Source organism: Rhizobium azibense, assembly GCF_004342325.1.
Lineage (GTDB): Bacteria > Pseudomonadota > Alphaproteobacteria > Rhizobiales > Rhizobiaceae > Rhizobium > Rhizobium etli_B.
Window position 1 is genome coordinate 472,476 of the sequence record NZ_SMBJ01000001.1, and the last position, 22,903, is coordinate 495,378.

Here is a 22,903-nt window from a genome sequence, read left to right on the forward strand (position 1 = left end):
TCTCTTCGGCGCCGGCGGCGCCATGGCGCGTAAACGCGAGAGTTTGGAGAAGTCTTGATCGAAAGGCGCCTGTTGTTTGGTTAATACGAAATTATCAATTTAGTGCGACTTTTTAGGTCAACCGGTAAGCCGGCGTCGTAGGTGACTTCAACTGGAGACCCGCATGAAACGTCCGAGCATCAAGCAAGCCCTGATTCTAAAGCTGTCGATCATCAGTCTATTCATGGTTGGCTTGTCCTATGTGTCGCTGAGCACGATTTCGACACTCAGTGCCAATACTGAGCAGATAGGGACCTTCTGGATGGAACGGCTGGTGACGGCTCGCGAGATCAAGGGCAACTTCCTCAATCTGAAACTTGTATATACCCATTACCTCCTCGACGACACAGCACAGGAGCAGGATACCGGAAAGCAGAAGATCGACGCTGCTGTCGCCGCGGTCGAGAACGTCGTTTCCCAATATGAAAACGGCGTCCGCACTGAGCGTGGGCGCGAACTGATCAATCGGATTAAGCCGGAACTGAGCAAATACCGCGGGTTTGCTGAGCAAATGATCGCACTGCAAAATAGCGGCAAGACATCCGACGCGGTTCGTTTCTTCAAGGAAAACATGGAGCCGCAGGCCGAGCTGGTAAACAACGGAGTGGCGGATCTGGTTGATTTTATTCTCAGCCAGGCCGAAGGTTTTGTGGCTGCAAGCAGTGCTTCGGCGAAGTCCGCTTTCATGCTGACGGCAGCGATCGCAACCCTGGCCGTGCTCGTCGCCGTGGCCGGCATTGTGTTTGCGATCTCGGGCATCGCCAATCCGATCCGACGCATCGCATCCGCCATGAAGCGGTTGTCGGATGGGGACATCGATAGCGATATTCCCTATGCGGACCGTGCCGACGAAGTGGGTGAAATGGCCGGTGGCGTTGAAATCTTTCGTCAGAATGCCCTCAATGTCGTCAGGCTTGAGACGGAAGCTGCTGCATCCCGCAGCGAGAGCGAGGCGGCGCGCGCTGCCGCCCAACAGCGCGCCGAAGTCGAGGCCGAACAGTTGCGTTTCGCGACCACGACGTTGGGCGAAGGTCTGCGGCGGCTTGCGGCAGGCGACGTATCGTTTCAGCTTTCGCAGCAGTTTGCGCCGGAGTACGAGGCGTTGCGCGAAGACTTCAATGCTTCGCTCCGACAATTGGGCGCGACGATCGGCGCAGTGCTCCAGACGGTGCACAGCATAGACAGTGGCACCGGCGAAATCGCATCCGGCGCCCAGGACCTGTCCAAGCGCACGGAGCAACAGGCAGCCTCTCTCGAGGAGACGGCCGCCGCCTTGGACGAGATTACGTCGAATGTCGCGATGTCGACGAAACGCACGGACGAGGCACGCAACATGGCTCTTGAAGCCAATGTCAGCGCCCAGCGATCGGCGACGGTTGTATCGGAAGCAGAGCAAGCCATGCGACGCATCGAGGACAGCTCCCAGCAGATTTCGAACATCATTGGCGTAATAGATGAAATTGCCTTTCAGACGAATCTTTTGGCGCTCAATGCAGGTGTCGAGGCTGCGCGTGCTGGTGAGGCGGGCAAAGGTTTCGCAGTGGTCGCACAGGAAGTCCGCGAGCTTGCTCAGCGTGCAGCCCAAGCGGCCAAGGAAATCAAGGGGCTCATCCAAACGTCCTCAACGGAAGTCGAAAATGGCGTAAAACTCGTTCTTGAAACCGGAAGGTCGCTCACGTCGATCGGTGATTACGTTGCACAGATCAACCGGGTTATGGATGCGATTGCAATTTCGGCGCGCGAACAGTCGACCGGTCTTGCTGAAATCAATACGGCCGTTAATCAAATGGACCAGGCGACCCAGCAAAATGCGGCGATGGTCGAGCAGTCAACGGCCGCCGTCGCTTCGTTGTCCTCCGAGGCAAGCCGCCTGCGGGATCTGGTCAATCAGTTTCAATTGGACAGCGAGAAGAGTGTGGTGCAAATGCAGCGCAATGTGCGATCCCAGGAAAGCAACAGATCACCGGAGATGGTCGCTCCACGCCGCATGATCCAAGGATGAACCGTCAGCGACCGTGGTCGAGGTCCTGGAAGCTATTGGCGACGCTGATCGCCGATGCACCTCTGTTGAAATCATTGATGTTGCAGCTGATATGTGACTATGCGCCGACCGGCAAACATCCTCGCCGGTCCATTCCATACTCCCTTCGCGCCCGGAGCCCGTATGCCACAAGCTATCTGATCGGACTGAGCGTTAACGCGGCCGCCGCAGCATCGGGACGAGTGTCGGCGACGAACCGACCTGGATAGCGCCGAGCGGTTCGAAGCCGTAACGTCGGTAGAACGGGATGTTGCGCGGGTTCGAGGATTCCAAATAGGCCGGGGCGTGATCGCGATCGCACCGAGAGAGTGCGTACACCATCAGGGCGTCGCCGTGACCTTCGCCTTGATACGCCGGGTCAACGCCGATCAGGGGCAGGTACCAATGTGGCTCGGTCGGATGATAGGCGGCCATCTGTTCGAATATGGCCGTGGTTTCGGGGGCAAGAGCGCGCGCAACCGTGCTTTCGAGCACCGCACCAAGGCCTTCCTCGTCGGAATGTACTCCGGGCGATAGCCACAGCGCCGTCCCGGCGTAGCCGTCGGTGCAAAAGGCGCTGCCGTTAGAGAATGCGCTGCTCCCGAACGCCCGGATCATTCGCGGCATGGCCGCTAGGTACTGGTGTGCATGCGGCCAGGTCCATCGCGCCATAGGATCCGCTGCAAACGCCAGCATGATCGTTTCGACGGCCAGGTCTTCCTCGGCCGCGGCCATGATTCTCACTGTTGGCGATTTCACACTGCCCTCCTGACATAGGTAGTCCGACGAGGCGCCCGTGCCCGTTCTCAGCTACTCATCCGGATCGCGTGGGAGCGATACCGGTTGCTGCTGGCTCAGCAGTTGGGCGGCTTCTGGCGGCCAGTTTAAAGAGCGGACGTTGACGCCGAATGATGTCTCCGATCAAATAGCGCGCATGGAGCTAACATCAACGCAAGAATATGAGCCTCCCGAGTACGTGACCGAATGGCGAGGAGCGTTCAGGAACGCTGAGGTCAACGCTCTCCATGCGGAGTGTTTTGAGCATCAGGATTCCGCTGTCGATTGGTGGGCACAAGTAAACCGCTTTAGCCTCGGTTGGGTTTGTACCCGTCGCTCGGGGAAGCTGGTAGGGTTCGTTAATGTCGCGTGGGATGGCGGGGTTCACGCTTTCATTCTGGATACAATGGTGTCGCCTACCTTCCGGCGCCAGGGCATAGCAAAGGCCCTGATTGTGGAAGCCGTTGATCGCGTGAAACAAACCGACTGCGAGTGGCTCCATGTGGATTTCGATCCGCACCTCCGGACGTTTTATTTCGACGCTTGCAAATTTAGGCCGACCGACGCCGGTCTCATCGCCTTGAAGTGACCAGATCTAGCAGCGTCCGCTTTTGAGAGACCACCCAGGATGACGGCGGAATGGCTGCAACAGGATTAAGGCTGTCGTCCACTTGCTCAGCCTCCGAAGGCTATCCGGCCCACGGCTGCATAAGCTGCCGCCTTCCGCCCCAAGAACGCCTCAGCAGCGCGCCTATGTCGGCGCCAAACTTTGCCCTCACCAAGAGGTAGACATCGCGGTTGACCATGCTGAAAGACTTGGTCGCGCCGACACCGTATATTGCCCTCATCTGAGCGAATGGCTCCAGAGGTGCAAGACCGGACACTTGCCCGGTCAGGTAGTTACACTAAGCCGGCCTTGCGAAGCCCGTCCACGACTAATTCGAAGTCTTCGGGATTCTTGTAGGGCAATACTTTCCGGCGATGTTCCAGAGAATAGTCAGGGTTGACGCGGAACACTTCCTGCCACTCATGGCGGGCTTCTTCGAAGCGGCCCAGATGGCCGTAGCTCGCCGCCAGAAGCACGCGCGAGACGTCGGTGCCGGGGTTACGGACAAGTCGCCGCTTCAGGATGTCAATTGCCTCTTTGTACCTGTGCAACTGGAACATCGCTTGTGCCTGGAAGTGGAGGTATACGTCCGGATAATATGGGTTCAAGGCTATTGCCCGGTCGAAACAAGCGAGTGCCTCCGCAGACCTGCCGGAATAATGCAGTGCGTAACCGAGATTTTCGTATCCCTCGGCAAGATTTGGAGCGAGGGCGATCAAGCGTTTAGCTTCGCAAATGGCTACGTCGTGGCGTCGCGAATACAATTCGATCATGCCAAGCGCCCAATGTGCGTAAGGATATCGATCGTCGAGCGCCACTGCCCGTGTCGCAAACATTTCCGCTTGTTCCATTGCTGTCGACCACGCCGAGCTCCACTGGTTTGCGTAGTCCAGGATGTTTGCGAAGGCGAGGAAAGCGTAGGCGGGAGCGTAGCTCGGGTCCAGTTCGATGGCGCGCTGCAACAATTCCCGGCCTTGGATGTTTTGCGCTCTCGTGAACCGCCACAGCTGCTCTCGACCATGTAGAAAGCAGTCATACGCTTCTAGGTTCCCGGTTTGCTCGATCGCGAGCCGCTGCTGGTCGCCCTCCGCCAGGTTGATCGTGAGCGCGTCGACAATTTGCTGCGTCACGTCATCCTGCACGGCAAAGATGTCTGTCAGGTCGCGATCGAAGCGTTCGGCCCACAGATGTCCACCCGTGGTCGCGTCGATAAGCTGTGCGTTGATCCGTACCCTGGTGCCGGATTTGCGGACGCTGCCCTCCAGCACATGATGCACGCCGAGGTTCCGGCCCACTTCTTGAACGTTCACGTTCTTGCCCTTGAAGGTAAAGGACGAATTGCGGGCGATTACAAACAGCTGTGACAACTTTGAGAGAGCCGTGATGATGTCTTCGGAGATTCCATCGGCGAAATACTCCTGCTCGGCATCACCGCTCATATTGGAGAAGGGCAGCACGGCGATCGATAACCTCGGCGGCGGTGCTGCCGAAAGCGGAGCGGCCGGAATTCCGGGGGTCACAGTTGCCTGCGCGGCGGTGCCGACTTGGAGCGAGTAGATGCGGATCGGCTCAGCGATGTTCTTCAGCTGCGTGTTGCCGAGATCAGTGGCCGAAAGCTCGAGCCTCGTCTTGACTTGGCGATAGGCGTCTTCGGACAGGCAGATGGCGCCGGGGGCAGCGACGCCCTCCAGGCGCGAGGCGATGTTGACGCCGTCTCCCATCAGGTCGCCGTCACTCTCCTCGACTACGTCGCCCAGATGAATACCGATCCGGAATTCGATGCGGCGGTCCTGCGGCACCCCGGCATTGCGGTCGACCATGCCGTTCTGCACCTCAATGGCGCAGCGCACAGCGTCTACCACACTGCGAAACTCGACCAAAGCCCCATCCCCTGTGCGCTTGATCACGCGCCCGTTGTGCACGGCGATGGTCGGATCAATCAGGTCGCTGCGCAATGCCCGCAACCTGGCCAAAGTGCGGTCCTCGTCCGCGTTAGCGAGCCGGCTGTACCCGACCACGTCCGCGGCCAGGACGGCGGCTAGCTTGCGTTTCTCGCTCATAGGACCATCTCCTCGTCTCCGCCATACAGGGGGACGCAGGGAAAAAGGAAATTTTCGGTTTGCGCTCGGCTTTGACTGAGATTGAGCGCGCCATCTGGTCGCCGTCAACCCTGAAAGGTTACAATTCAGCACCCATCCGGAGGAGCGCTTGACGCAGCCCTCTATAAGTTCGACGGTGACAATGTTCGCCGCCGACGTCCATCCCTGGACAATGACTGCCCTGCCACGGTCGCCGAGCGGCGGCTATCTCATAAATGTGCCCTACAGCAAACTATCCGCTCCCGGCCCCAATCAGTCATTCCAGCCAAGCCAAAATCTTGGCTCGCTTAACGAATCTGTTAAAGAGGAATAACAGGGTCGTTGGTTCCAATCCCAACGGAGCCTTCTTGAAAAACGCTGTCATCGGGTATATTTTGATATCAAAGTCATCAAATCTGACAGGATGATATCAATGCCGGCGGTCACCATTCGTAATCTTTCTGATGAAACGCATCGCGCGCTGCGCGTGCGAGCGGCTCATCACGGCCGTAGTACGGAGGCCGAAATCCGTGACATTATTGAGGCCGCCGTTCGTCCATCTGAACGTGTGAAACTTGGCTCTTTACTCGCGGCCATAGGTCGGGACGCGGAGCTATCCAATGACGATGTTGAAGCCCTGCAGCAAAATCGCGATAAGGCGCCAGCCGAACCGATGACGTTCGAATGATCTTGTTGGACACCAACGTGATATCGGAGCCATGGAAACCGGCTCCCAACGGGGCAGTGGTAGCATGGATGGATGCCCAAGTCATCGAGACGTTGTTCCTTTCCGCGATAACAATTGCCGAACTTCGCTTCGGGATTGCCGCCATGCCTTCAGGCAAACGGCAAACAGTCCTTCGCGATCGCCTGGAGGGCGAAGTGCTACCTCACTTCGCAGAACGCGTCCTACCCTTTAATTCAGCCACCTCCCAATTCTACTCGGACCTCATGGTGCGCGCTCGCTTGTCCGGGAAGGCGGTCGGCAAGGCGGATGGATATATTGCAGCCACAGCAGCGGCGAATGGCCTCGCGGTCGCAACGCGCGACACAAGCCCCTTCGAGGCAGCCGGATTGAAAGTGATCAATCCATGGTCCCAATAAAGTTATATTCAGCTAAGTCTGTTCCAACCTGCTGACCCCCTGGGCGTATAATCGGCTCCAATTTGCCCCCCTCAGATTTCATGTTTCAATCTGCCGACGATGAAACCGATCGCATTTACGGAGAAAGCGTGCAGCGGTCAGGGCCGACAGTCCGTCAATGTCTGCGGAGGTTTCGGCGCTTGCGACTGGCGAAAAGCCGCTGATCACCATGATGGAGGCGCTGCGCATGCGGCGAAACCAAACGGTTTAGCCGTTCCACCAAGTGCCAGGACTGAGCACTTTAGCGCAGCTTCTCAACGGCGACGGCAAGACACGTCTTGAACGCGGCAAGGTCCGTATAGAGCGCATCCCGCGCGGCGTCTCCAATGATGAGGACGCCACCTCGCCGCTCAATCCCTGCGTGCAGCATGAGATTGTCGGCCAGGCCGAAATCCTCAATTGCAATACCGTTCGGGTCACGCAGTCGACCTTCTGCATCATATGCGACGGCCCCGCCATAAAGATCGCTCACTCGTCCCATGTGATCACGGGCCACATTCGTGTAAGCGAATACAGGCTTACCGCTTGCGCACATAAAGCCGAGTTCGAAGGCCGTCCCCGTATCGGCGGCAATGCCACGAAAGGGCGTCAGATTGGCGATGATCGCGTCAGCCTCGATCATCATCTTCTCATCCACCGCGTTTATCGCCGCGGCCCGCTCGCGCTTCGAGTTCGTGTGCGGGATTTCCAGATCGCCGGGCGAGAGCGGGAGAAGTCCCGCCTCACGGGCAAGTGCTGCCTTGCGATCGAGGATCTCACGGGCGTTGGGAAGGAAGACCTCCGGACCGGCCAGATAAACTTTACTTGTCATAAAATCGCACCTAAATGGGATGGGCTCGGCAACAGATCTTCTCGCTGTATCGCGAAGAAAGATCACAATCCAGTGGGGAAAGCCGCCCGAGCATTGTTCCGAAGTAAATTCGACGGTTGATGATGACAGGCCGGCTAGTGTGTAATTGTGCTTATTGCACACAAGCGGATAGCGCCATGCCGACCAGTACCCGATTTGCAGTCGCCGTCCACATTCTGACCGGTTTGGCCGTCAGCGACGGCAAGCCGATGCGCTCGGAGGATCTTGCCTATTCGGCCAATACGGGTGCTGTCGTCATTCGCGGGTTATTATCGAGGTTGAGCGATGCCGGTTTGACGCGACAGCTTTGGGCAGGCGGTGGCGCAATACACGTCCAAACGCGGCAGAGCGCCTTTAGCAATCACGCAGTTTCTCTAGAAGTTGCGGGCAGCAATCCAGCAGGGCGCAGCTAAGCTGGGTCTGCACAAAGCTGCTCGACCAAGGATCGCTGAATGCACTTTGCGGAATTTTGACACTAGCTGCGTTCGAGCCTCCTGACAACTTGCAAAAAAGGAGGCCTAAACAAGATCAGCAGGCATGCTAGGATTGGTGCCGCAGCGATTACCGGGCGCCTAAAGAATGACGAAGGACCGGAGACAGGGGCTCCTGTCATTAATACAAATCAACAAAGCCCGCTCGGACGGTTTAAACATCACTGCTGCAAAGGGGGGAAACGATGAAAAAAACATCTGCTAACTTGATTATTGCGGTGTTCGTGAGCCTGGGTCCTGCCTTGCCGGCTGCGGCTCAGGAGACAACCGATATCGGCACTTTGGACAGTGCGAAGGCCGGAAAGGCATTTTCCAGCAAACCCGCCTACTCGCCCTATGCGGGGCGTAATTTTCCGACCCGGCCGCTGTTTGGCGACACGCATCTCCATACCGGAGCCTCGTTCGACGCCGGCGCCTTCGGAGCGCGGCTGACGCCTCGCGACGCCTACCGCTTCGCCCGCGGGGAGGAGATCACGGCGTCAAGCGGCCAGCCTGCCAGGCTGTCACGGCCGCTCGACTTCCTGGTGGTAGCCGATCATTCCGACAACATGGGCATGTTTCCGGACCTCTTTGCCGGCAAGCCAGACGTCATCACCGATCCGCAGGCCAAGACCTGGTACGATATGATCAAGGCGGGTCAGGGTGCCACAGCGGCGCTCGAAATCATCTTCAGCTTCGGCAAGGGAACGCTGCCCAAGAGCATGATCTACGGGCCGGAGACACGTCCTTACAAAAACGCGTGGCAGGACACGATAAAGGCCGCCGAGGAATATAACGATCCGGGGCGGTTCACGGCTTTCATCGGCTACGAGTGGACCTCGAACACGGCAGGCAACAATCTGCATCGCAATGTCGTCTTCCGCGACAATGCCGACAAGGCCGATCAGGTCGTGCCCTATACGACGCTTAAGCCCTTGGGCAGCGACAATCCGCGCGACCTATGGAAGTGGATGCAGGCCTATGAGGACAAGACCGGCGGTAGCGTGCTGGCGATTGCGCACAACGGCAATCTGTCCAACGGCCGCATGTTCCCGATGATCGAATCCTTCACCGGCAAGCCGGTCGACAAGGAATATGTCGAGCAGCGCTCCCGGTGGGAACGCCTCTACGAGACAACCCAGACGAAGGGCGACGGCGAGGCGCATCCGGTCCTGTCGCCCAATGACGAGTTCGCGGATTTCGAGACCTGGGATTTCGGCAATCTCGATGCCAGCGTGCCGAAGACGCCTGACATGCTCGAGTTCGAATATACACGGTCCGCGCTGAAGAATGGCCTTAAGCTCGAAGCCGACCTCGGCACGAACCCCTACAAGTTCGGGCTGGTCGGCAGCTCCGACGCGCATACGGGCCTTGCGGCCATGGAAGAGGAAAACTTCTTTGGAAAGACCACGCCGCAGGAGCCGAGCCCGGAACGCCTGACGGCAACGTTCGTCAAGGACGCCAAGACCGGGATTACGGTGATGGACTGGGAGGTCGGCGCGTCTGGCTACGCCGCCGTGTGGGCGGCGGAGAACACCCGCGAGTCGATCTGGGACGCCATGCAGCGCAAGGAGACCTACGCCACGACTGGGCCGCGCATGGCCGTGCGCTTCTTCGGCGGCTGGGATTTCGAGCCTTCCGATGCCGAGACCCGCAATCCCGGCGCGATCGGCTACGGCAAGGGCGTTCCCATGGGGGGCGACCTGACGGCAGCGCCGGAAGGCAAAGCGCCGTCGTTCCTCGTCGCCGCGCTGCGAGACTCGATCGGGGCCAACCTCGACCGCTACCAGATCGTCAAGGGCTGGCTCGACGACAAGGGCGAGACGCATGAGCAGGTGTACGACGTCGCCTGGGGTGGAGACCGCAAGCCGGGCGCCGACGGCAAGGTGCCATCGGTCGGCAGCACCGTCGACATCGAGAACGCGACCTGGACCAACACCATCGGTGCGCCGGAACTGATCGCGGTCTGGAAGGACCCCAGCTTCGACCCGAAACAGAAGGCCTTCTATTACGGGCGCGTCATCGAGATACCGACGCCTCGGTGGACCGCCTATGACGCCAAACGGTTCGGGACAAAGCCGCTGGAGGGCACGCGAATGACCGTCACCGAACGCGCCTATACCTCGCCGATCTGGTACACGCCGTGACTGAGATTCCGGCGGTTGAACTGACTGCCGGATCGTCGGGTCCGGCAGCTCGCGAACGAGCGAGCGCGACCTCCTTGAAACGCGTGATGAGGGAGCCGCTGGTCCACTTTCTGCTGCTCGCGCTGCTGATCTTTGCCGGTTACGGGCTCTTGGGCGCCGATGCGAAAGACAAACCGGACAGAATCATCGTCACGGCCCCAAAGATCGAGCAGATGGCGACCGTGTTCGCAAAGACCTGGCAGCGCCCGCCGACAGCCGAGGAACTGAAGGGGTTGATCGATGAATATGTGAAGGAAGAAATTCTGGTACGCCAGGCGCTGGAGCTCGGGCTCGACAGGGACGACACGGTCGTTCGTCGCCGCTTGCGCCAGAAGATGGAATTTTTGAGCACCGCCGACGCCGAAGCTCTGACAGCGACCGATGCTGAGCTCGACTTCTATCTGAAAGCCAATGCAGCCATGTTCGAGATCGATCCGATGCTGGCCTTCCAGCAGGTGTTTCTCAACCCGCGGCGGCGCGGCGAGACGATCGCACAGGACGCGGCTTCCGTCCTCGAAGTGCTGCTGACCGATCCGGCAACGGATCACGCCCTTCTTGCCGATCCGACGCTGCTTCCGCCCAACCTGCCTCTTTCGGGCAAGACACCGATCAGCCAGACCTTCGGCGTCGAATTCGTGGAAGAACTCGACAAGGCCCCGCTGGGCCAGTGGACGGGTCCCGTCGCCAGCGGTTTCGGGTTGCATCTGATCCGGGTGTCTGAGCGCGTGCCCGGCCGATTGCCGGCACTTGACGAAGTGCGCGATGCCGTCGCGAGGGAATGGACGAACGCCAAGCGCAAGGAACTCGAAGATCAGCGATTTGCCAACCTGCTCAAGCGCTATGTGGTGAATATCGAAAGCCCGGCCGGTGCGGAATCGGGCCAATGACGCGGCTTGGCGCCTTGCTGTCAGCGCTTGTCGCAGTGTTCATGGCCACATCCGGCATGGCTCATGAGATCAGGCCAGCCTATCTCGACATGCGCGAAACGAGGCGCGACGAGTTCGCTGTCGTCTGGAAGGTGCCGGCGCAACGCGACATGCGTCTCGGTCTCTATGCAAGTCTGCCGAAACCGTGCGTCGAAAAAGCCGAACCAGTGAGGTCGATCGACGGCGGTGCCTATCTGGAGCGGTGGACCGTCGCCTGCGCAGGCGGATTGAAAGGCGGCGAAATCACCATCGACGGCCTCAGGTCAACCATGACCGAAGCGCTCGTTCGCATCGAATACGAGAGCGGAGACACGGAGGTCGTGCGCCTCATGCCGGACGCGCCATCTTTCGTCACTGCCGGCGCACAGACCGGCCTTGATGTCGCTCAGGCCTATTTCCTGCTGGGCGTCGACCACATACTCTCGGGTCTCGATCATTTGCTTTTCGTTCTTGCCCTTATGCTGCTCATTCGAGAGCCCTGGATGCTGGTCAAGACGATCACGGCTTTTACGATTGCCCACAGCATCACGTTGGCTGGAGCCTCGCTCGGGTATTTCAGTCTGCCGCAGAAGCCCGTCGAAGCGACAATTGCGCTCAGCATTGCCTTCGTCGCGAGCGAATTGGTCAGAATGAAGCCGGGCGAGAGACGACTGTCCGAGGGCTACCCCTGGGTCGTGGCCTTCGCGTTTGGACTGCTGCACGGCTTCGGTTTTGCCGGTGCCCTTAAGGAAATCGGCCTGCCGCAATCCGACGTGCCGCTGAGCCTGCTGACATTCAACCTGGGGGTCGAGGCGGGCCAGATGATCTTCGTCGCCGCGGCGCTGGTCGTGTTGAAGGCGGCAGGTGCATTGGGCGCGATAAAGCCCGCACCTGCGCGTCAATTCGGCGCCTACATGATAGGAACAGCCGCGATGCTGTGGCTGGTTTCGCGGATCGCCGGGTTGGCGGCGTGAGCAGCGCCAACCGAAAGGTCCATTCTCGCTCCGCTGCCAGCCCGCAGTAGTACGCCGACGCGGGCGCCACTTCCCTTTTCGGCGTCGCAATCGCTCGCGGTCGTACCTATCGCCGCCTGTGCCTCGGGATAGTCACTGGGAACACAAGTGGGGAATTGTCAGGCGGCATTCGCATTCGCTTACTGATTGCGGATCGGCAATTCCTGAGATATCGCACAGTTGAGATTGCCCGAGGTACATGGACGCCGACTTCGGCGACCTGCTGAACACCTCGACTTCGCCTTCATGGCGGCGGGCGAGGTGCGGTACGACCGCTACAGCATTATCGCCGACATCATCTATACCAGACTCGGGGCGGATGTGGGCACGCCTGCCGGCACCTGGCCGACAGTCTCGACGTTACCTCGAAGATGTTCGCCGGCCTGCTCGGTGTCGGCTACTCCCCTGGGGCATCAGGGTCTGGTCGCTCGACATGACCATCGGATTCAACGGTGGGCTGTTTCGACGGCCCGTAAGGCGACGACGGTGATACCTGAGTTGATGGCATCGCAGCTTTTTGAGGTAATTACTTCTTTACGCCGGAGATCTGGATGACCGGATGGGGACTGGTCGGTGCAGGCGCGCGGATATCGACTGGGACGTCGCCTTGGCCCTCGGCTACAAACTCAACGGGACGGTGTCGGCCGTCGCGGGGTACCGCCGATCGGGGATCAACTACAGAAACGACGGGTTCTCTTCGACGGCGTGCAGCAGGGTCCGATCCTTGGGGTCGCTATCCATTTTTAGTGCGACCCTCGGGATGGACATCCTCATGCCGGTGCTGGCCCCAAAGCTAAGCGCACACTTGTCTAATCCCGTCACATCGGCGCGCGGCCTCCCGATCGCCGACCTCGTATAAATTGGTACCGCTTCAAGCGTGCGTCGTCGTCACCAGCATGCGTGTGGTCTCTTCATTCTCGCAGAACCTCGCCAGCAAAAATCGAACACCTTCAACCATCTCGCTGGCTCACTGTAGTCTGCGACCCCTGCAGGATTCCCGCACGCGCGGCCGTCACTGCGTCGGCCAGCGTTCTCTTGAAGCGCACCCGCGGCGGTCGCATGCCGTGTATCAGCAGCACGCGCCGGACCGACGATGATGCGCCGCCAATGTGAACGGCGGCGCCTTGATGATGAGCCTTACGCACAAAGCCTTCGATGGTGGCGGCTCCCGTCGAGTCGAGAATTTGCACAGCTGAGAAATCGATGACATAGGCTTTGGGGTGCTCACCAATACGATCCAGCGCGGCCCCGACGCCTGCCGCCGCCCCGAAGAAGAACGCCCCGGATATCCGGCAGACGACGATGTCCGGATCGGTTGCCAGATCCGCCTCGTAAGGTTTGCGCCCGTTGCCATTCATCGTATCGGCCTTGTCCTGCTCAGCGACCGACCATGTGTGCTCGACTTCGACGGCCTCCGCCATACGATGCAGGAAAAGCAGCGTGCCCAACGCAAAGCCGACCAGAATACCCTCGGTCAGGTCGCGAAAGACAACCAGCAGGAAGGTGGCAAGCAGCACGACGGCATCGCCTCGCGAGGCGCGCACGAGCGTCGCGAATTCGTGCTTTTCCGCCATATTCCAGGCCACGACCGCCAGCACGCCAGCCAGTGCGGCCAGCGGGATATAAGCGGCAAGTGGCGCGGCGATCAGCATAAACAGCAATAGAAAGACCGAATGCAGCATGCCCGATAAAGGACCGCGGGCGCCGGAGCGGACATTGGTTGCTGTGCGGGCGATGTTGCCGGTCACGCAGAAACCGCCGAAGAGCGGAGCGGCGATATTAGCCACGCCTTGGGCTACCAGTTCGCAGTTGGACCGGTGTCGCCGGCCGCTCATGGAGTCGGCCACGACGGCCGAGAGCAGGCTCTCGATGCAGCCGAGGAGCGCGAAGGAAAGCGCGGACGGGAAGACTTCCACTACCTTCGCCCATGAGAGCGATGGCACCTGCGGCATCGGCAGCGAATGCGGAATACCGCCGAACCGCGTGCCGACAGTTTCGACTGGCAGGCCGAGTATGGCGGCCGCAGTGGCAGCAACTGCCACCGAAATGATGAAGGCGGGCCAATGCGGCCGGTAGCGGCGGACGCCAACGATGACGCCAATCGTGAGAGCCGCGCTGGCAATTGCAAAGATGTTCGTCGTCGGCATGGCACTGCCGATAGCCAAAAGCTTCGGCAAGAGCGGCCCCGGCTCCTTGTCGAGGGTAAGGCCGAGCAATTCCCTGAGCTGGCTGGCAAAGATGATGACCGCGATGCCAGAGGTGAAGCCGACCGTCACCGGATAGGGGATGTATTTGATGAAGGTCCCGAGCTGCAGCAGTCCGACCACGATCAGGATCGCGCCGGAGATCATCGTCGCAAGGAGAAGACCGTCGAGCCCGTGCTGTGCCACGGTCGCGGACACGAGCACGATGAACGCGCCGGCCGGTCCGGCTATCTGAAAGCGGCTGCCACCAAATGCCGAAACAAGGAAGCCGCCGATGATTGACGTGTAGAGCCCGCGATCGGGAGTGACTCCGGAAGCGATCGCAATCGCCATCGACAGCGGCAGCGCCACGATGGCGACCGTAAGGCCGGCAATGGCATCGGCTTTCAGGTCGGCGAGGCCGTAGTGCTCGCGCAGAACCGTGACAAGCTTGGGAGTGAACAGCTCAAAAAAGCTGGGCTCAACAGTTCGAGCGACCATGGCGATCCTTTCACGTTCCACAACAGAGGCGGATCGTCGGCCCGTCGGCCGGTCGGCGCCGCGTTCGCGAAATTCCTGAGAATTAGCCGGTATTTACAGGGTGTTTGAGACGGACACCGCGGCCGCCACCGCCACTGACGGCGTGCTCGCCAATCAGCTCGATGCCGGCGCGGTCGAGCGCCTCGACAACCTTGACCAAGGAATCGATCACCCCGCGCACATTGCCGGAGCTTGCCTCCATGCGCTGGATGGTCGGCACCGATACGCCAGCCATCGCTGCCATGGTTTTCTGGTCGATATCGAGGAGCGCTCGGGCGGCACGAAGTTGGGCGGCGGTGATCATTCAGGGCATTCATAAATGCATGCAAAATCTCCTTGAGAACATTATCATTGAAGTAGAAAACATCAACACAAAACGAAATACCTTGATGGCAAACTGCTGCATTTGTCGCCTACTATGTGCAGCATGACCGACGATACCGACCAAGCCAGCAGCCGAATGGCACCTGGCTGTCCTTGACACCGCCGCTGCCGGTCCCGCACCAAGCGTGGGGCTCGGCTCCGGCCAATGCCTGAGGGCGTGCATCCGCCGCTCGGGTGGATTGAAAGATGTCCGATCTTCAGTTCGCGCCGCGCCCCGCGGATCGTCGCCACAGGGGAGGGGGCTCGCTTCGGATCGTGGTCGAGGTGAAGCTGGTCGCGGGAATCACCGCTTCCGAGCGGGTGCTGACGCACTGCCCCGCCGGAACCTTCGGACGTGGCAGCCGTTAGGCCGACACTGGAGCGGAAGATGACCGACGGGCAGACTCAGACAGTCGAAGAGAGATTGAGAGCGCAACGCGCTGCTCTAGCCGATTTCGGGCTGTTCGCCTTTCAGTGCAACGATATCGATAGTTTGCTTCATCGTGCCTGCGAGCTAGTCTTCGCGGCGCTCGATGTGCCGCTGGTGAAGGTGCTCGAGCATCTCCCCGACCGCGGCGAGATGCTGATCCGGAGCGGCGTCAACTGGGAGCCTGGCGTCGTCGGTCACGAAACGTTTGGGGATAACGAAGACTCCCCAGGAGGCTACGCGCTCAGGGCCGACCAGCCTGTTGTATCCCCGGATCTCAGTGTGGAAGATCGGTTCAGGATGCCGGACGTGCTGCTGCGGCATGGTGTCAAGAGCATGGTCAACGTGATCATCGCCGGCGAACAGGCGCCGTTCGGGGTGCTGGAGGTCGACGCCCAGGAGCCGCGGAACTTCGGCGAGGACGATATCGCCTTCCTGCGCACCTACGCAAATCTCCTTGCGGCGGCGATCGAGCGGGTTCGTGCGCACGATGCACTCCGACGATCGGCCCGAGAGCAGGGTGTCCTCGCGCGAGAACTCGGACATCGGGTCAAGAACGTACTCGGCCTCATTCGCGCACTGGCTTCTCTGACGTCGGCCGAGGGGCGAACCGCCGAAGAATTCCGCGACGCCTTCATCGACCGGCTCCAAGCGCTCTCGGCGGCAGAGAGCCTGGTGTTCGAAAGCAGCGACGAGCGGGTGGATCCGCTGGCGCTCGCGGACGAGGTTCTCGCGCCCTATCGACAGGACGATCCAAAAAAGATCGCTATCGAAGGGGCATCGGTCCGGCTGTCGCCGAGACAGGCCCGTATGTTCGGTCTGGCGCTGCACGAACTGGCGACGAACGCGGCCAAACATGGGGCGATCGGCGTCGCTCAAGGAACGGTGCGCCTCGGTTGGTATCTGGAGCAGGTGAACGGGCGCCCCCAGCTCTCGATGACTTGGCAGGAGGTGGACGGGCCAGAGATTACTCCACCGAAACGAAGGGGCTTCGGGACTCGCCTGCTCGAGGATGTCGTCGCCCATGAACTGAAGGGCAAGGCTGTACTGCTCTACGAGCGGCGCGGCCTTCACTACCGTCTGGAGTTTCCCGTGGACGAGTACGACGATGACGGGCTCTCTGCATGACGAACTCTGCGGCCGGCGGATCCTGGTCGTCGAGGACGAGCGACTGATCGCATTGGACATCCAGGACATCCTAGAAAGGTGGGGTTGCATCGTCGTCGGACCGGTTGCCACCGCCACTGCGGCGCTGGCGTTGATTGCGGACGAGTGCCCGGATTCCGCCATTCTCGACGTGCACTTAGATGGCGAGTCCTCCGAGCCCGTCGCCGTCGCTTTGCAGGCGAGCGGGCGTTCATTCCTTGTAATGAGCGCCTACCCACGAAATCATCTCACCGGAGCCCTCAGCATCGCTCCGCTGTTGAGCAAACCCGTTGACGAGAAGAAGCTGGGGCAAGAACTATCCACAGTGATTCGCGATGCCCGCCCCTGAGAAACGGCTACGCCTAGTCTGTTCCTAATCCAACTTGCTCTACTGTTCCTGCCAGGCGTGATTTGGACGCATCTCGATGATCGAGTTCGTATTCCAATCGCCGGCGTCAGCGCGCGGATGCTGTTTGTGTGGCTTCAATTCCGCGTCATAAAAGTCGGCACGATCAATTGTCTCCACCCTCCCTTGGCATTGTCTCGTTCACTTGGCGGATGTTCGTCCTTCCGCATGTTGTTCGATAGCAGAAATGATCTGCTCCCAATCTCCAGGATGAATTTCGTGGCCGCCGCCTTCGATCTTCACGAACTTCGCGTCCGTTGCAGCGCGCGCGAGTGCCTCGCCGTGCTCGACTGCGAAAACCGGATCGGCCGTGCCGTGGACGACGAGAAGCGGCACCGTCATTTCGTTCAGGCGGCCTTGCCATGTCTCGCCAACCTCAAAGAGGACGCTATGGTTGGTAGCGCTGAGATAGCCTCCGGACCGGCCAAAGTCCCGCTCAAGGAAAGCTCGAGTGCCGGCCTCGTCAAACGGATGCGCCGTCCCCGCAGTCAGGCGCGCGTCTTCGACGAGGTAGGCGACGGCATCCGCCCGTTCCGACCAGTCCGCTTCCATGGTCATATGCTCCATCCAGGCTTCGCCGCTCGCCGGAAGGCCGGACGTGTCCACGCCGACCGGCGAGGTGCTGATCGCCGCCAGGGAAAGCACGCGCTCCGGATTCTTCAATGCGGCCACTTGGCCGATCATGCCGCCGAGGGAGAAGCCGACGATATGGGCTGTCGAGATTCCGTAACCGTCGAGCACGCGGAAAACATCATCGACAGCATCGTCGAAGACATAGCCCGGCTGTCCTGGGGGATATTTCGTCGAAAGGCCGGTGTCGCGCTGGTCATAGCGGATGATGAAACGACCCCGTTCGGCGAGCCTCTGGCAGAATTCCTCCGGCCACCACAGCATCGAGGCCATTCCGCCCATGATCAGAATTAGCGGCGGATGGGCTGAATCGCCAAAGCTCTGCGTTGCGAGTTCGACCCCATCGGTGCGGATCATCAGCTCACTCATGCGAGGCCCTCGCGGAGCAGCGCCGCTCGTACCGCCGGCCTTAGCTCGATCCGGGCAATGTAGTCGTCAAACGGTTCGGGCAGGGGAAATCCGAGTTGAGCCGCGCCCCACGCAAGTTGGAAGAGATAGGCATCCGCGACCGTAAAGGTCTCTCCGAAAAGGTAGCCCCGATCCAATCGATCCGCGAGGAAGCCGAACCAGTGCAGCAGTTGCTGGCCCGTCGGCTCCCTGACTTCCTCCGGAAGTGACAGATAGGTGGGAAACCGCTTGTGAATCTCAGTCGCAATGAAGCTCAACATCTCAAGCAGGCGGTAGCGGCCCAGATGACCGTGCGGTGCGAGCGCTGGTGTGCGATCGGCGATCCAAGCCAGGATCGCGACATTTTCCGTCAGCACTTCATCATCGTCGAACATGAGGGCGGGCACATAGCCTGTCGGGTTGATGTCGATGTAGCGGCCGCCCCCCTCGATCTGTTTCGTCTCAAGGTCGACCTTGACCAAGTCGAACTGAATTCCAGCCTCCAGCATAGCGATATGGTCGGCCAAACTGGTGAAACCGGGCGCCGAGTAAAGCTTCATCGCTCCGAGTCCTTTCATATTGATTGCAAAGCACAACCAGTTGCAATATTGACACAGTCTGGTCAATAATGCAAGCGCTTTCTTGACGGACGAAAGAGGTGAAGACGCCCATCGACCGGCGGATCAATCAAGTGCCTATAGCGCTGGCTGACCCGTCTTCCAAAGGACGTTGCTGTCCGCATAGAAGCACCTGTGCAATCACGGCAGCATCTCGAGGTCGGTTGGCTCTGGTTCTGCACCCGCCGAAGAAGGTGCTAGTTTGCCCACTTTTGATGGCCTGTTATTCTAGTGGCGCGTGGCAGGAACAGCGATAGCTCCCTCAACCTGTCGCACGATGCATAAGGAACTCGGGTTAAACCGATGCACGCGGGCCCGCATCATACCGATCAGGACAGCTGCGCCAAACAATTCGCGACTCACGTAGAACGTTCGCCGACCGCCCCTGGACATGGCTATGTGGTGCTCCTCAATTCTTCGGGTATCGATCGGTATGCTAGCGTACAAAGCCATAACCCCCGATCATGCGAACGTCTTTCCGGCGTTCCCTCTTCGTCGTCAGCACTCGCGCCGATTTCGTCGGGGATTTTTTGTGCTGGCGGAACCTCTCGGCAGTTAAGTCGTTGAAATCTACGGATTGCGCGACCGTCCACAAACGCGCATCCAGCCGGCGACTTGGCCCTGCGCTGAACACACCCCGTCGGCAGGGCCGATTTTTTGTCAGGAACCGCACTAATACCTTTGGGCTAGTTTACCGGCACATTATCTCGCCCATCTTATGACTGCCGCGCACCCTACGAGCGGTATTCGTCAAATTTCCCCTTTGCCCCGCCGGCCTCGACACCTGATGCGTGAGCAGCCGCTGGACAAGCGATCTTTACCGGTATCGGCGGAGACGGCCGAAGGCTGGCTCCGTGCCATCGGCATAGAGCGCGGCCGACCGTACGGGCGGTGGCCCTTCTCCTGATTCAATGCCCGCCGCGGGCCGTGTCATTCCGTTGCAGATTCCCCGAGGAATGCCTATTTAAGGTGAAATCACGGCGAAATCACCTGTTTCAGCGCGTCGGTGGCCGTCAATATAGGTTGACTAGAGGACCACTCGACACTATGTTGAGAGTAACAACTAACCCAGCATCCTGAGAGACATGGGCTCCGGGCGGTTGGGGTAAAAAGCCGGCGCAAGCCGGTTTTTTTATGTCTGGGGGTAGGAGTGCCGGGGTTACGAACACGTGTCTACATCGACGGCTACAATCTCTATTATGGTTGCCTGCGCAAGACGGCCTTCAAGTGGCTCGACGTTCTCTCCCTGTTCGAAACGCAAATTCTACCGTCGATCCTCTATCGGCCAAGACCGGACGCCGAACCGGCAACGATGACCCTGCATCCGGACTGCGCAATCAAGTATTTCACGGCCAAGATCATCGAAAGCGCGGCCAAGGGCGAAGACTCGGTGTCTTCTCAGGCCCAATATCACAACGCCCTGACGACACATTGCGGTGGCAGGCTCTCCTTCGTGATGGGCCATTATTCGCTCTACAAGGCCAACCAGCATATCGTTCCAGCCGACGATCCGAAGCGCTGGCCACGTGATTGCGACAAGATCCAGGTCTGGAAGCTCGAGGAGAAGCAATCGGATGTGAATCTGGCGCTTCATCTCTACGACGACGCCTTAAGCGGCGACATCGACCAGGTTGTGCTCGTCACCAACGATACCGACCTTACGCCGGCGTTGGAAATGTTGCAGGCGCGTTGCCCGCATATCGTCCGCGACTTGGTGATCCCGACACGCAAAGTCGGCGCGGGCGGGGATCTCGAACGCGAGGCGAACGTGTCGCTGGCGAAGCTGGCCCATTGGGTCAGACGGCATATCTCCGATGACGAGCTGCGGACGTCGCAATTGCCGGATGTCGTCCCCGGGCGTCGGCGCGCCAGCGTCAAACCGCACTCATGGTATGCGAAACCGCATCATCTCGCGAGGATGCTGGAGATGGCCCGCCCGGTGCTGCGCACCGAAGGCGAAGTCCTGAAATGGGCGCGCCGAGAGAGCGCGCATCTCGGCGGCCGTCGCCCGATCGATCTGATCGAGACGGATGCCGGCGCGGTCGAGGTCTTCGACTACATCGAAGCTTATATACGCAACCAGCTCGACAAGGCCGGTGATCAGGACGATTTGTCCTCTTAATCCTGAATTTCACGAGTGGGAAGGGAGTGCGAGGGATGGGGCTTCGGGGCATCCCTCGTCCTGGCACGCGCCGCTTGGATAGCGGTGAGGGACAGGCAAACGGCAAGCATCGGGTGGCCAAGGCTCATGATCTTGCAAACACAAAGTGGGACTGAGCGCGGGCGCGTCGCGCCGCCTCTTGCGGCGGCGCATGCGCTTGCCCGCTCACGCCTTCAGCGCCGCCATCCTTTCGCCGAGGAGCCAAAGGGCTTTGTTGAGCTTGATATCCTGATCGATGCCGTTCACGGCGCGGGAAGTCACACGCGCGGCCTGCCGAGATCGTCGCGTGCTACGCCACGCAACCCGCCTTTGATGGCGTTTTCCTGTACCACGTTCCAGATGGTCCAGAGATCATTGGCGCGGTCGTCGTGGCGGCGGGGGATAAGTAACTGTTGCGCCTTGATCGGCGTGGTCGTCTCGCCTTCGTTGTCTCCGAAGCGCAGGACATGGGCGGCGTCTGCGAGAATATCGGCTTCCTCATGATTCAGCCGCAAGGTCGACCAATCCTGCGGAGCGGCGAGGGTGCGTTCGGCCTCGCCGAGAACACGATAGGTGCCTTCGATGACCTTGTGCTGCACATCGCCGGAATGGCGAACTCTGATTGCGTCGATGGTGCCGGTCTGTGTCACCAAGGAATTGAGGCAACGAACACGGAAAGCCCGGCCATAAGCTCATAGGCGCTCGTCCCGTCATTGGCATTTTTCAGCAGGATTTCGCAAACCGTGTCTCCGACATTGTAGACCTTGCCGTCATTGATGCGGCGCAGGCGGATCAGATTACTCATGCGCCAATACTGCCTTTGCCGATGCGAATTGACGATCATAGAAAATCCGCACTGACAGAACGACGCCCGCGATCAGGACAACCACTCCTCCGACTTCGATCGGGGTTGGCCAACGGGCATGAACGATAAGTCCTCCGATAACGCCAAAGGCGGTTTCCGAAACGATCAATTGCGCGGCCAACGCAACAGGCAGGCTCCGTGATGCGATGTTCCAGGTCCAGACGCCGCCCACGGTTGCCAGCAGCGCGAAAGATGCGCCCCAAAAATACAGATTGCCCGCGGAGCTCCAAGAAAATCCCAATGTCGGAAGCTGGAAGAGATCCATAGCGGCACCGACGGGATAGAAGGCCAGAACCAAGACGCCACCGCCGACCAGTATCAGCGCCGACCACACGCCTGAGGGCATTTCCGGTCGGGTGGCGAGCGCAGCCTGATTGGCAAGCGCGAACCAGCACCAAAGTCCCACCGCCGCGAGCGCCAGCGGCACGCCGATCCACAATGATCGAACCGAGTTCAGTCCCTCGGTGGTGAATGCTGCGCCATTGACCAGAGCAAGGCCGACCATCACCAGCGCCAACGGCATCATGAGCGACCGCCATGGCAATGACCCCTGGCGCTGGTTTCCTATGACCATCAAGACGATCGGCACCAGGCCGAGAAAGGCCGGAGCGATGACCGGGCCGGCAAAGACCGCCGCTCCCGTCACCGTAAGAAAGTAGCCGACATATCCGATGAAAGCGAGCCAGATTGCCTGCAAACAGTTGCGAAGCGTGAGATGGCGCATGACGCCATTTTGCGAAAACAGAATGTAAAGACCGACGAGCGCTGAGACGACATGACGGATGAGCGCAAAATCAAAGTTGGAATAGTCGCCTATGATGAAGGGCACGATGAAGTTGAGCGAAAAGGCAAAGGCCGCAAACAGAGCAGCTGACACGCCAACAAAGAAGAGTCTGTCCATGATATTCACCTTTGACGTCGCGCCACTGAACCGGTGATTCCCGTGACGCCGATGGCCTCGGTTGATCGAATGGATGCAAGTTACCGGCCGCGAGACCTAGCCGGTACTCTGTGAAAATGAGAGCCACCCTCTCGATGCTACCCTTCGGATCTTGGAGCGGTTCGGCGTCGCCGACCATGTTGAAAGGCAAACTGGCGGGCCCGCTCGCAA

21 protein-coding genes and 1 pseudogene are annotated in these 22,903 nt (G+C 59.7%); 12 read left to right on the plus strand and 10 right to left on the minus strand.

Annotation, left to right across the window (positions count from 1 at the left end):
• The first annotated feature begins 163 nt into the window (after positions 1-163).
• Positions 164-2,041, plus strand: coding sequence for a methyl-accepting chemotaxis protein (locus tag EV130_RS02240; protein ID WP_074063875.1), 1,878 nt, complete (start codon positions 164-166; stop codon positions 2,039-2,041).
• A 192-nt stretch (positions 2,042-2,233) separates the two neighbouring features.
• Here EV130_RS02240 and EV130_RS02245 read toward each other — a convergent pair whose 3' ends face one another.
• A complete protein-coding gene (locus tag EV130_RS02245) occupies positions 2,234-2,818 on the minus strand; it encodes a GNAT family N-acetyltransferase (RefSeq protein WP_196776380.1) in 585 nt (194 codons plus the stop codon).
• A gap of 139 nt (positions 2,819-2,957) precedes the next feature.
• On the opposite strand from EV130_RS02245, the gene EV130_RS02250 reads away from it, so the two are divergent.
• A complete protein-coding gene (locus EV130_RS02250) occupies positions 2,958-3,425 on the plus strand; it encodes a GNAT family N-acetyltransferase (protein WP_245520002.1) in 468 nt (155 codons plus the stop codon).
• A gap of 311 nt (positions 3,426-3,736) precedes the next feature.
• Here the strand turns inward: EV130_RS02250 and EV130_RS02255 are convergent, their stop codons facing one another.
• On the minus strand, positions 3,737-5,503 hold the full coding sequence (locus tag EV130_RS02255; RefSeq protein WP_132549309.1) for an adenylate/guanylate cyclase domain-containing protein: 1,767 nt from the start codon (positions 5,501-5,503) through the stop codon (positions 3,737-3,739).
• 451 nt (positions 5,504-5,954) lie between these two features.
• Between EV130_RS02255 and EV130_RS02260 the strand changes: the two genes are divergently transcribed.
• On the plus strand, positions 5,955-6,209 hold the full coding sequence (locus EV130_RS02260) for a FitA-like ribbon-helix-helix domain-containing protein (protein WP_074063879.1): 255 nt from the start codon (positions 5,955-5,957) through the stop codon (positions 6,207-6,209).
• Positions 6,206-6,625: a type II toxin-antitoxin system VapC family toxin gene (locus EV130_RS02265; RefSeq protein ID WP_132659138.1), complete on the plus strand. Its 420-nt coding sequence runs from the start codon at positions 6,206-6,208 to the stop codon at positions 6,623-6,625. Before EV130_RS02260 ends, EV130_RS02265 begins: the two co-directional genes overlap by 4 nt.
• Positions 6,626-6,905: 280 nt before the next feature.
• On the opposite strand, the gene EV130_RS02270 is transcribed toward EV130_RS02265, so the two are convergent.
• Positions 6,906-7,475, minus strand: a complete 570-nt coding sequence (locus tag EV130_RS02270; protein WP_074063881.1) for a nucleoside 2-deoxyribosyltransferase — start codon at positions 7,473-7,475, stop codon at positions 6,906-6,908.
• A 176-nt stretch (positions 7,476-7,651) separates the two neighbouring features.
• On the opposite strand from EV130_RS02270, the gene EV130_RS02275 reads away from it, so the two are divergent.
• From EV130_RS02275 to EV130_RS33120, 5 genes and pseudogenes are all read left to right on the plus strand, one after another.
• Positions 7,652-7,927, plus strand: a complete 276-nt coding sequence (locus tag EV130_RS02275; protein WP_245520003.1) for an Rrf2 family transcriptional regulator — start codon at positions 7,652-7,654, stop codon at positions 7,925-7,927.
• 263 nt (positions 7,928-8,190) lie between these two features.
• Positions 8,191-10,131, plus strand: coding sequence for a DUF3604 domain-containing protein (locus tag EV130_RS02280; protein WP_132549306.1), 1,941 nt, complete (start codon positions 8,191-8,193; stop codon positions 10,129-10,131).
• The gene (locus tag EV130_RS02285) at positions 10,128-11,057 is read left to right on the plus strand and encodes a peptidyl-prolyl cis-trans isomerase (protein WP_237358638.1); all 930 of its coding nucleotides are present in this window, start codon (positions 10,128-10,130) and stop codon (positions 11,055-11,057) included. The genes EV130_RS02280 and EV130_RS02285 overlap by 4 nt, the downstream gene beginning before the upstream one ends.
• Positions 11,054-12,049, plus strand: coding sequence for a HupE/UreJ family protein (locus EV130_RS02290; protein WP_132659140.1), 996 nt, complete (start codon positions 11,054-11,056; stop codon positions 12,047-12,049). The genes EV130_RS02285 and EV130_RS02290 overlap by 4 nt, the downstream gene beginning before the upstream one ends.
• A 207-nt stretch (positions 12,050-12,256) precedes the next feature.
• Positions 12,257-12,835 (plus strand): annotated as a pseudogene (locus EV130_RS33120) (hypothetical protein); the annotation flags it as partial.
• A gap of 203 nt (positions 12,836-13,038) precedes the next feature.
• Here EV130_RS33120 and EV130_RS02300 read toward each other — a convergent pair.
• Together EV130_RS02300 and EV130_RS02305 are read right to left on the minus strand one after the other, a co-directional pair.
• A complete protein-coding gene (locus tag EV130_RS02300; RefSeq protein ID WP_074063885.1) occupies positions 13,039-14,772 on the minus strand; it encodes a SulP family inorganic anion transporter in 1,734 nt (577 codons plus the stop codon).
• An 82-nt stretch (positions 14,773-14,854) separates the two neighbouring features.
• A complete protein-coding gene (locus EV130_RS02305; RefSeq protein WP_132549300.1) occupies positions 14,855-15,115 on the minus strand; it encodes a helix-turn-helix domain-containing protein in 261 nt (86 codons plus the stop codon).
• 447 nt (positions 15,116-15,562) lie between these two features.
• Here EV130_RS02305 and EV130_RS02310 point away from each other — a divergent pair, with 447 nt between their 5' ends.
• The gene (locus EV130_RS02310; protein ID WP_074063887.1) at positions 15,563-16,729 is read left to right on the plus strand and encodes a sensor histidine kinase; all 1,167 of its coding nucleotides are present in this window, start codon (positions 15,563-15,565) and stop codon (positions 16,727-16,729) included.
• Positions 16,710-17,096: a response regulator gene (locus EV130_RS02315; RefSeq protein WP_074063888.1), complete on the plus strand. Its 387-nt coding sequence runs from the start codon at positions 16,710-16,712 to the stop codon at positions 17,094-17,096. Before EV130_RS02310 ends, EV130_RS02315 begins: the two co-directional genes overlap by 20 nt.
• 198 nt (positions 17,097-17,294) lie before the next feature.
• Here EV130_RS02315 and EV130_RS02320 read toward each other — a convergent pair whose 3' ends face one another.
• Together EV130_RS02320 and EV130_RS02325 are read right to left on the minus strand one after the other, a co-directional pair.
• Complete coding sequence (locus tag EV130_RS02320) at positions 17,295-18,152, minus strand: alpha/beta fold hydrolase (protein WP_132659142.1); 858 nt, start codon at positions 18,150-18,152, stop codon at positions 17,295-17,297.
• Entirely contained in the window at positions 18,149-18,730 is a 582-nt protein-coding gene (locus EV130_RS02325) for a glutathione S-transferase N-terminal domain-containing protein (RefSeq protein WP_074065573.1), read from the minus strand. The genes EV130_RS02320 and EV130_RS02325 overlap by 4 nt, the downstream gene beginning before the upstream one ends.
• 1,207 nt (positions 18,731-19,937) lie before the next feature.
• Here EV130_RS02325 and EV130_RS02330 point away from each other — a divergent pair.
• Positions 19,938-20,909 carry an antitoxin Xre/MbcA/ParS toxin-binding domain-containing protein gene (locus EV130_RS02330; RefSeq protein ID WP_207900847.1) on the plus strand — a complete coding sequence of 324 codons (972 nt, stop codon included), beginning with the start codon at positions 19,938-19,940 and terminating at the stop codon, positions 20,907-20,909.
• 296 nt (positions 20,910-21,205) lie between these two features.
• Here the strand turns inward: EV130_RS02330 and EV130_RS33125 are convergent, their stop codons facing one another.
• From EV130_RS33125 to EV130_RS02340, 3 genes are read right to left on the minus strand one after another with little or no spacing between them, the layout of a single operon-like run.
• On the minus strand, positions 21,206-21,577 hold the full coding sequence (locus EV130_RS33125) for a DUF932 domain-containing protein (protein ID WP_245520004.1): 372 nt from the start codon (positions 21,575-21,577) through the stop codon (positions 21,206-21,208).
• Positions 21,574-21,732 (minus strand): DUF945 domain-containing protein, encoded by a 159-nt coding sequence (locus tag EV130_RS33130; protein ID WP_237358641.1) that lies wholly within the window; start codon positions 21,730-21,732, stop codon positions 21,574-21,576. The genes EV130_RS33125 and EV130_RS33130 overlap by 4 nt, the downstream gene beginning before the upstream one ends.
• Positions 21,725-22,693, minus strand: coding sequence for a DMT family transporter (locus EV130_RS02340; protein ID WP_074063891.1), 969 nt, complete (start codon positions 22,691-22,693; stop codon positions 21,725-21,727). The genes EV130_RS33130 and EV130_RS02340 overlap by 8 nt, the downstream gene beginning before the upstream one ends.
• Between the last annotated feature and the right edge of the window lie 210 nt (positions 22,694-22,903).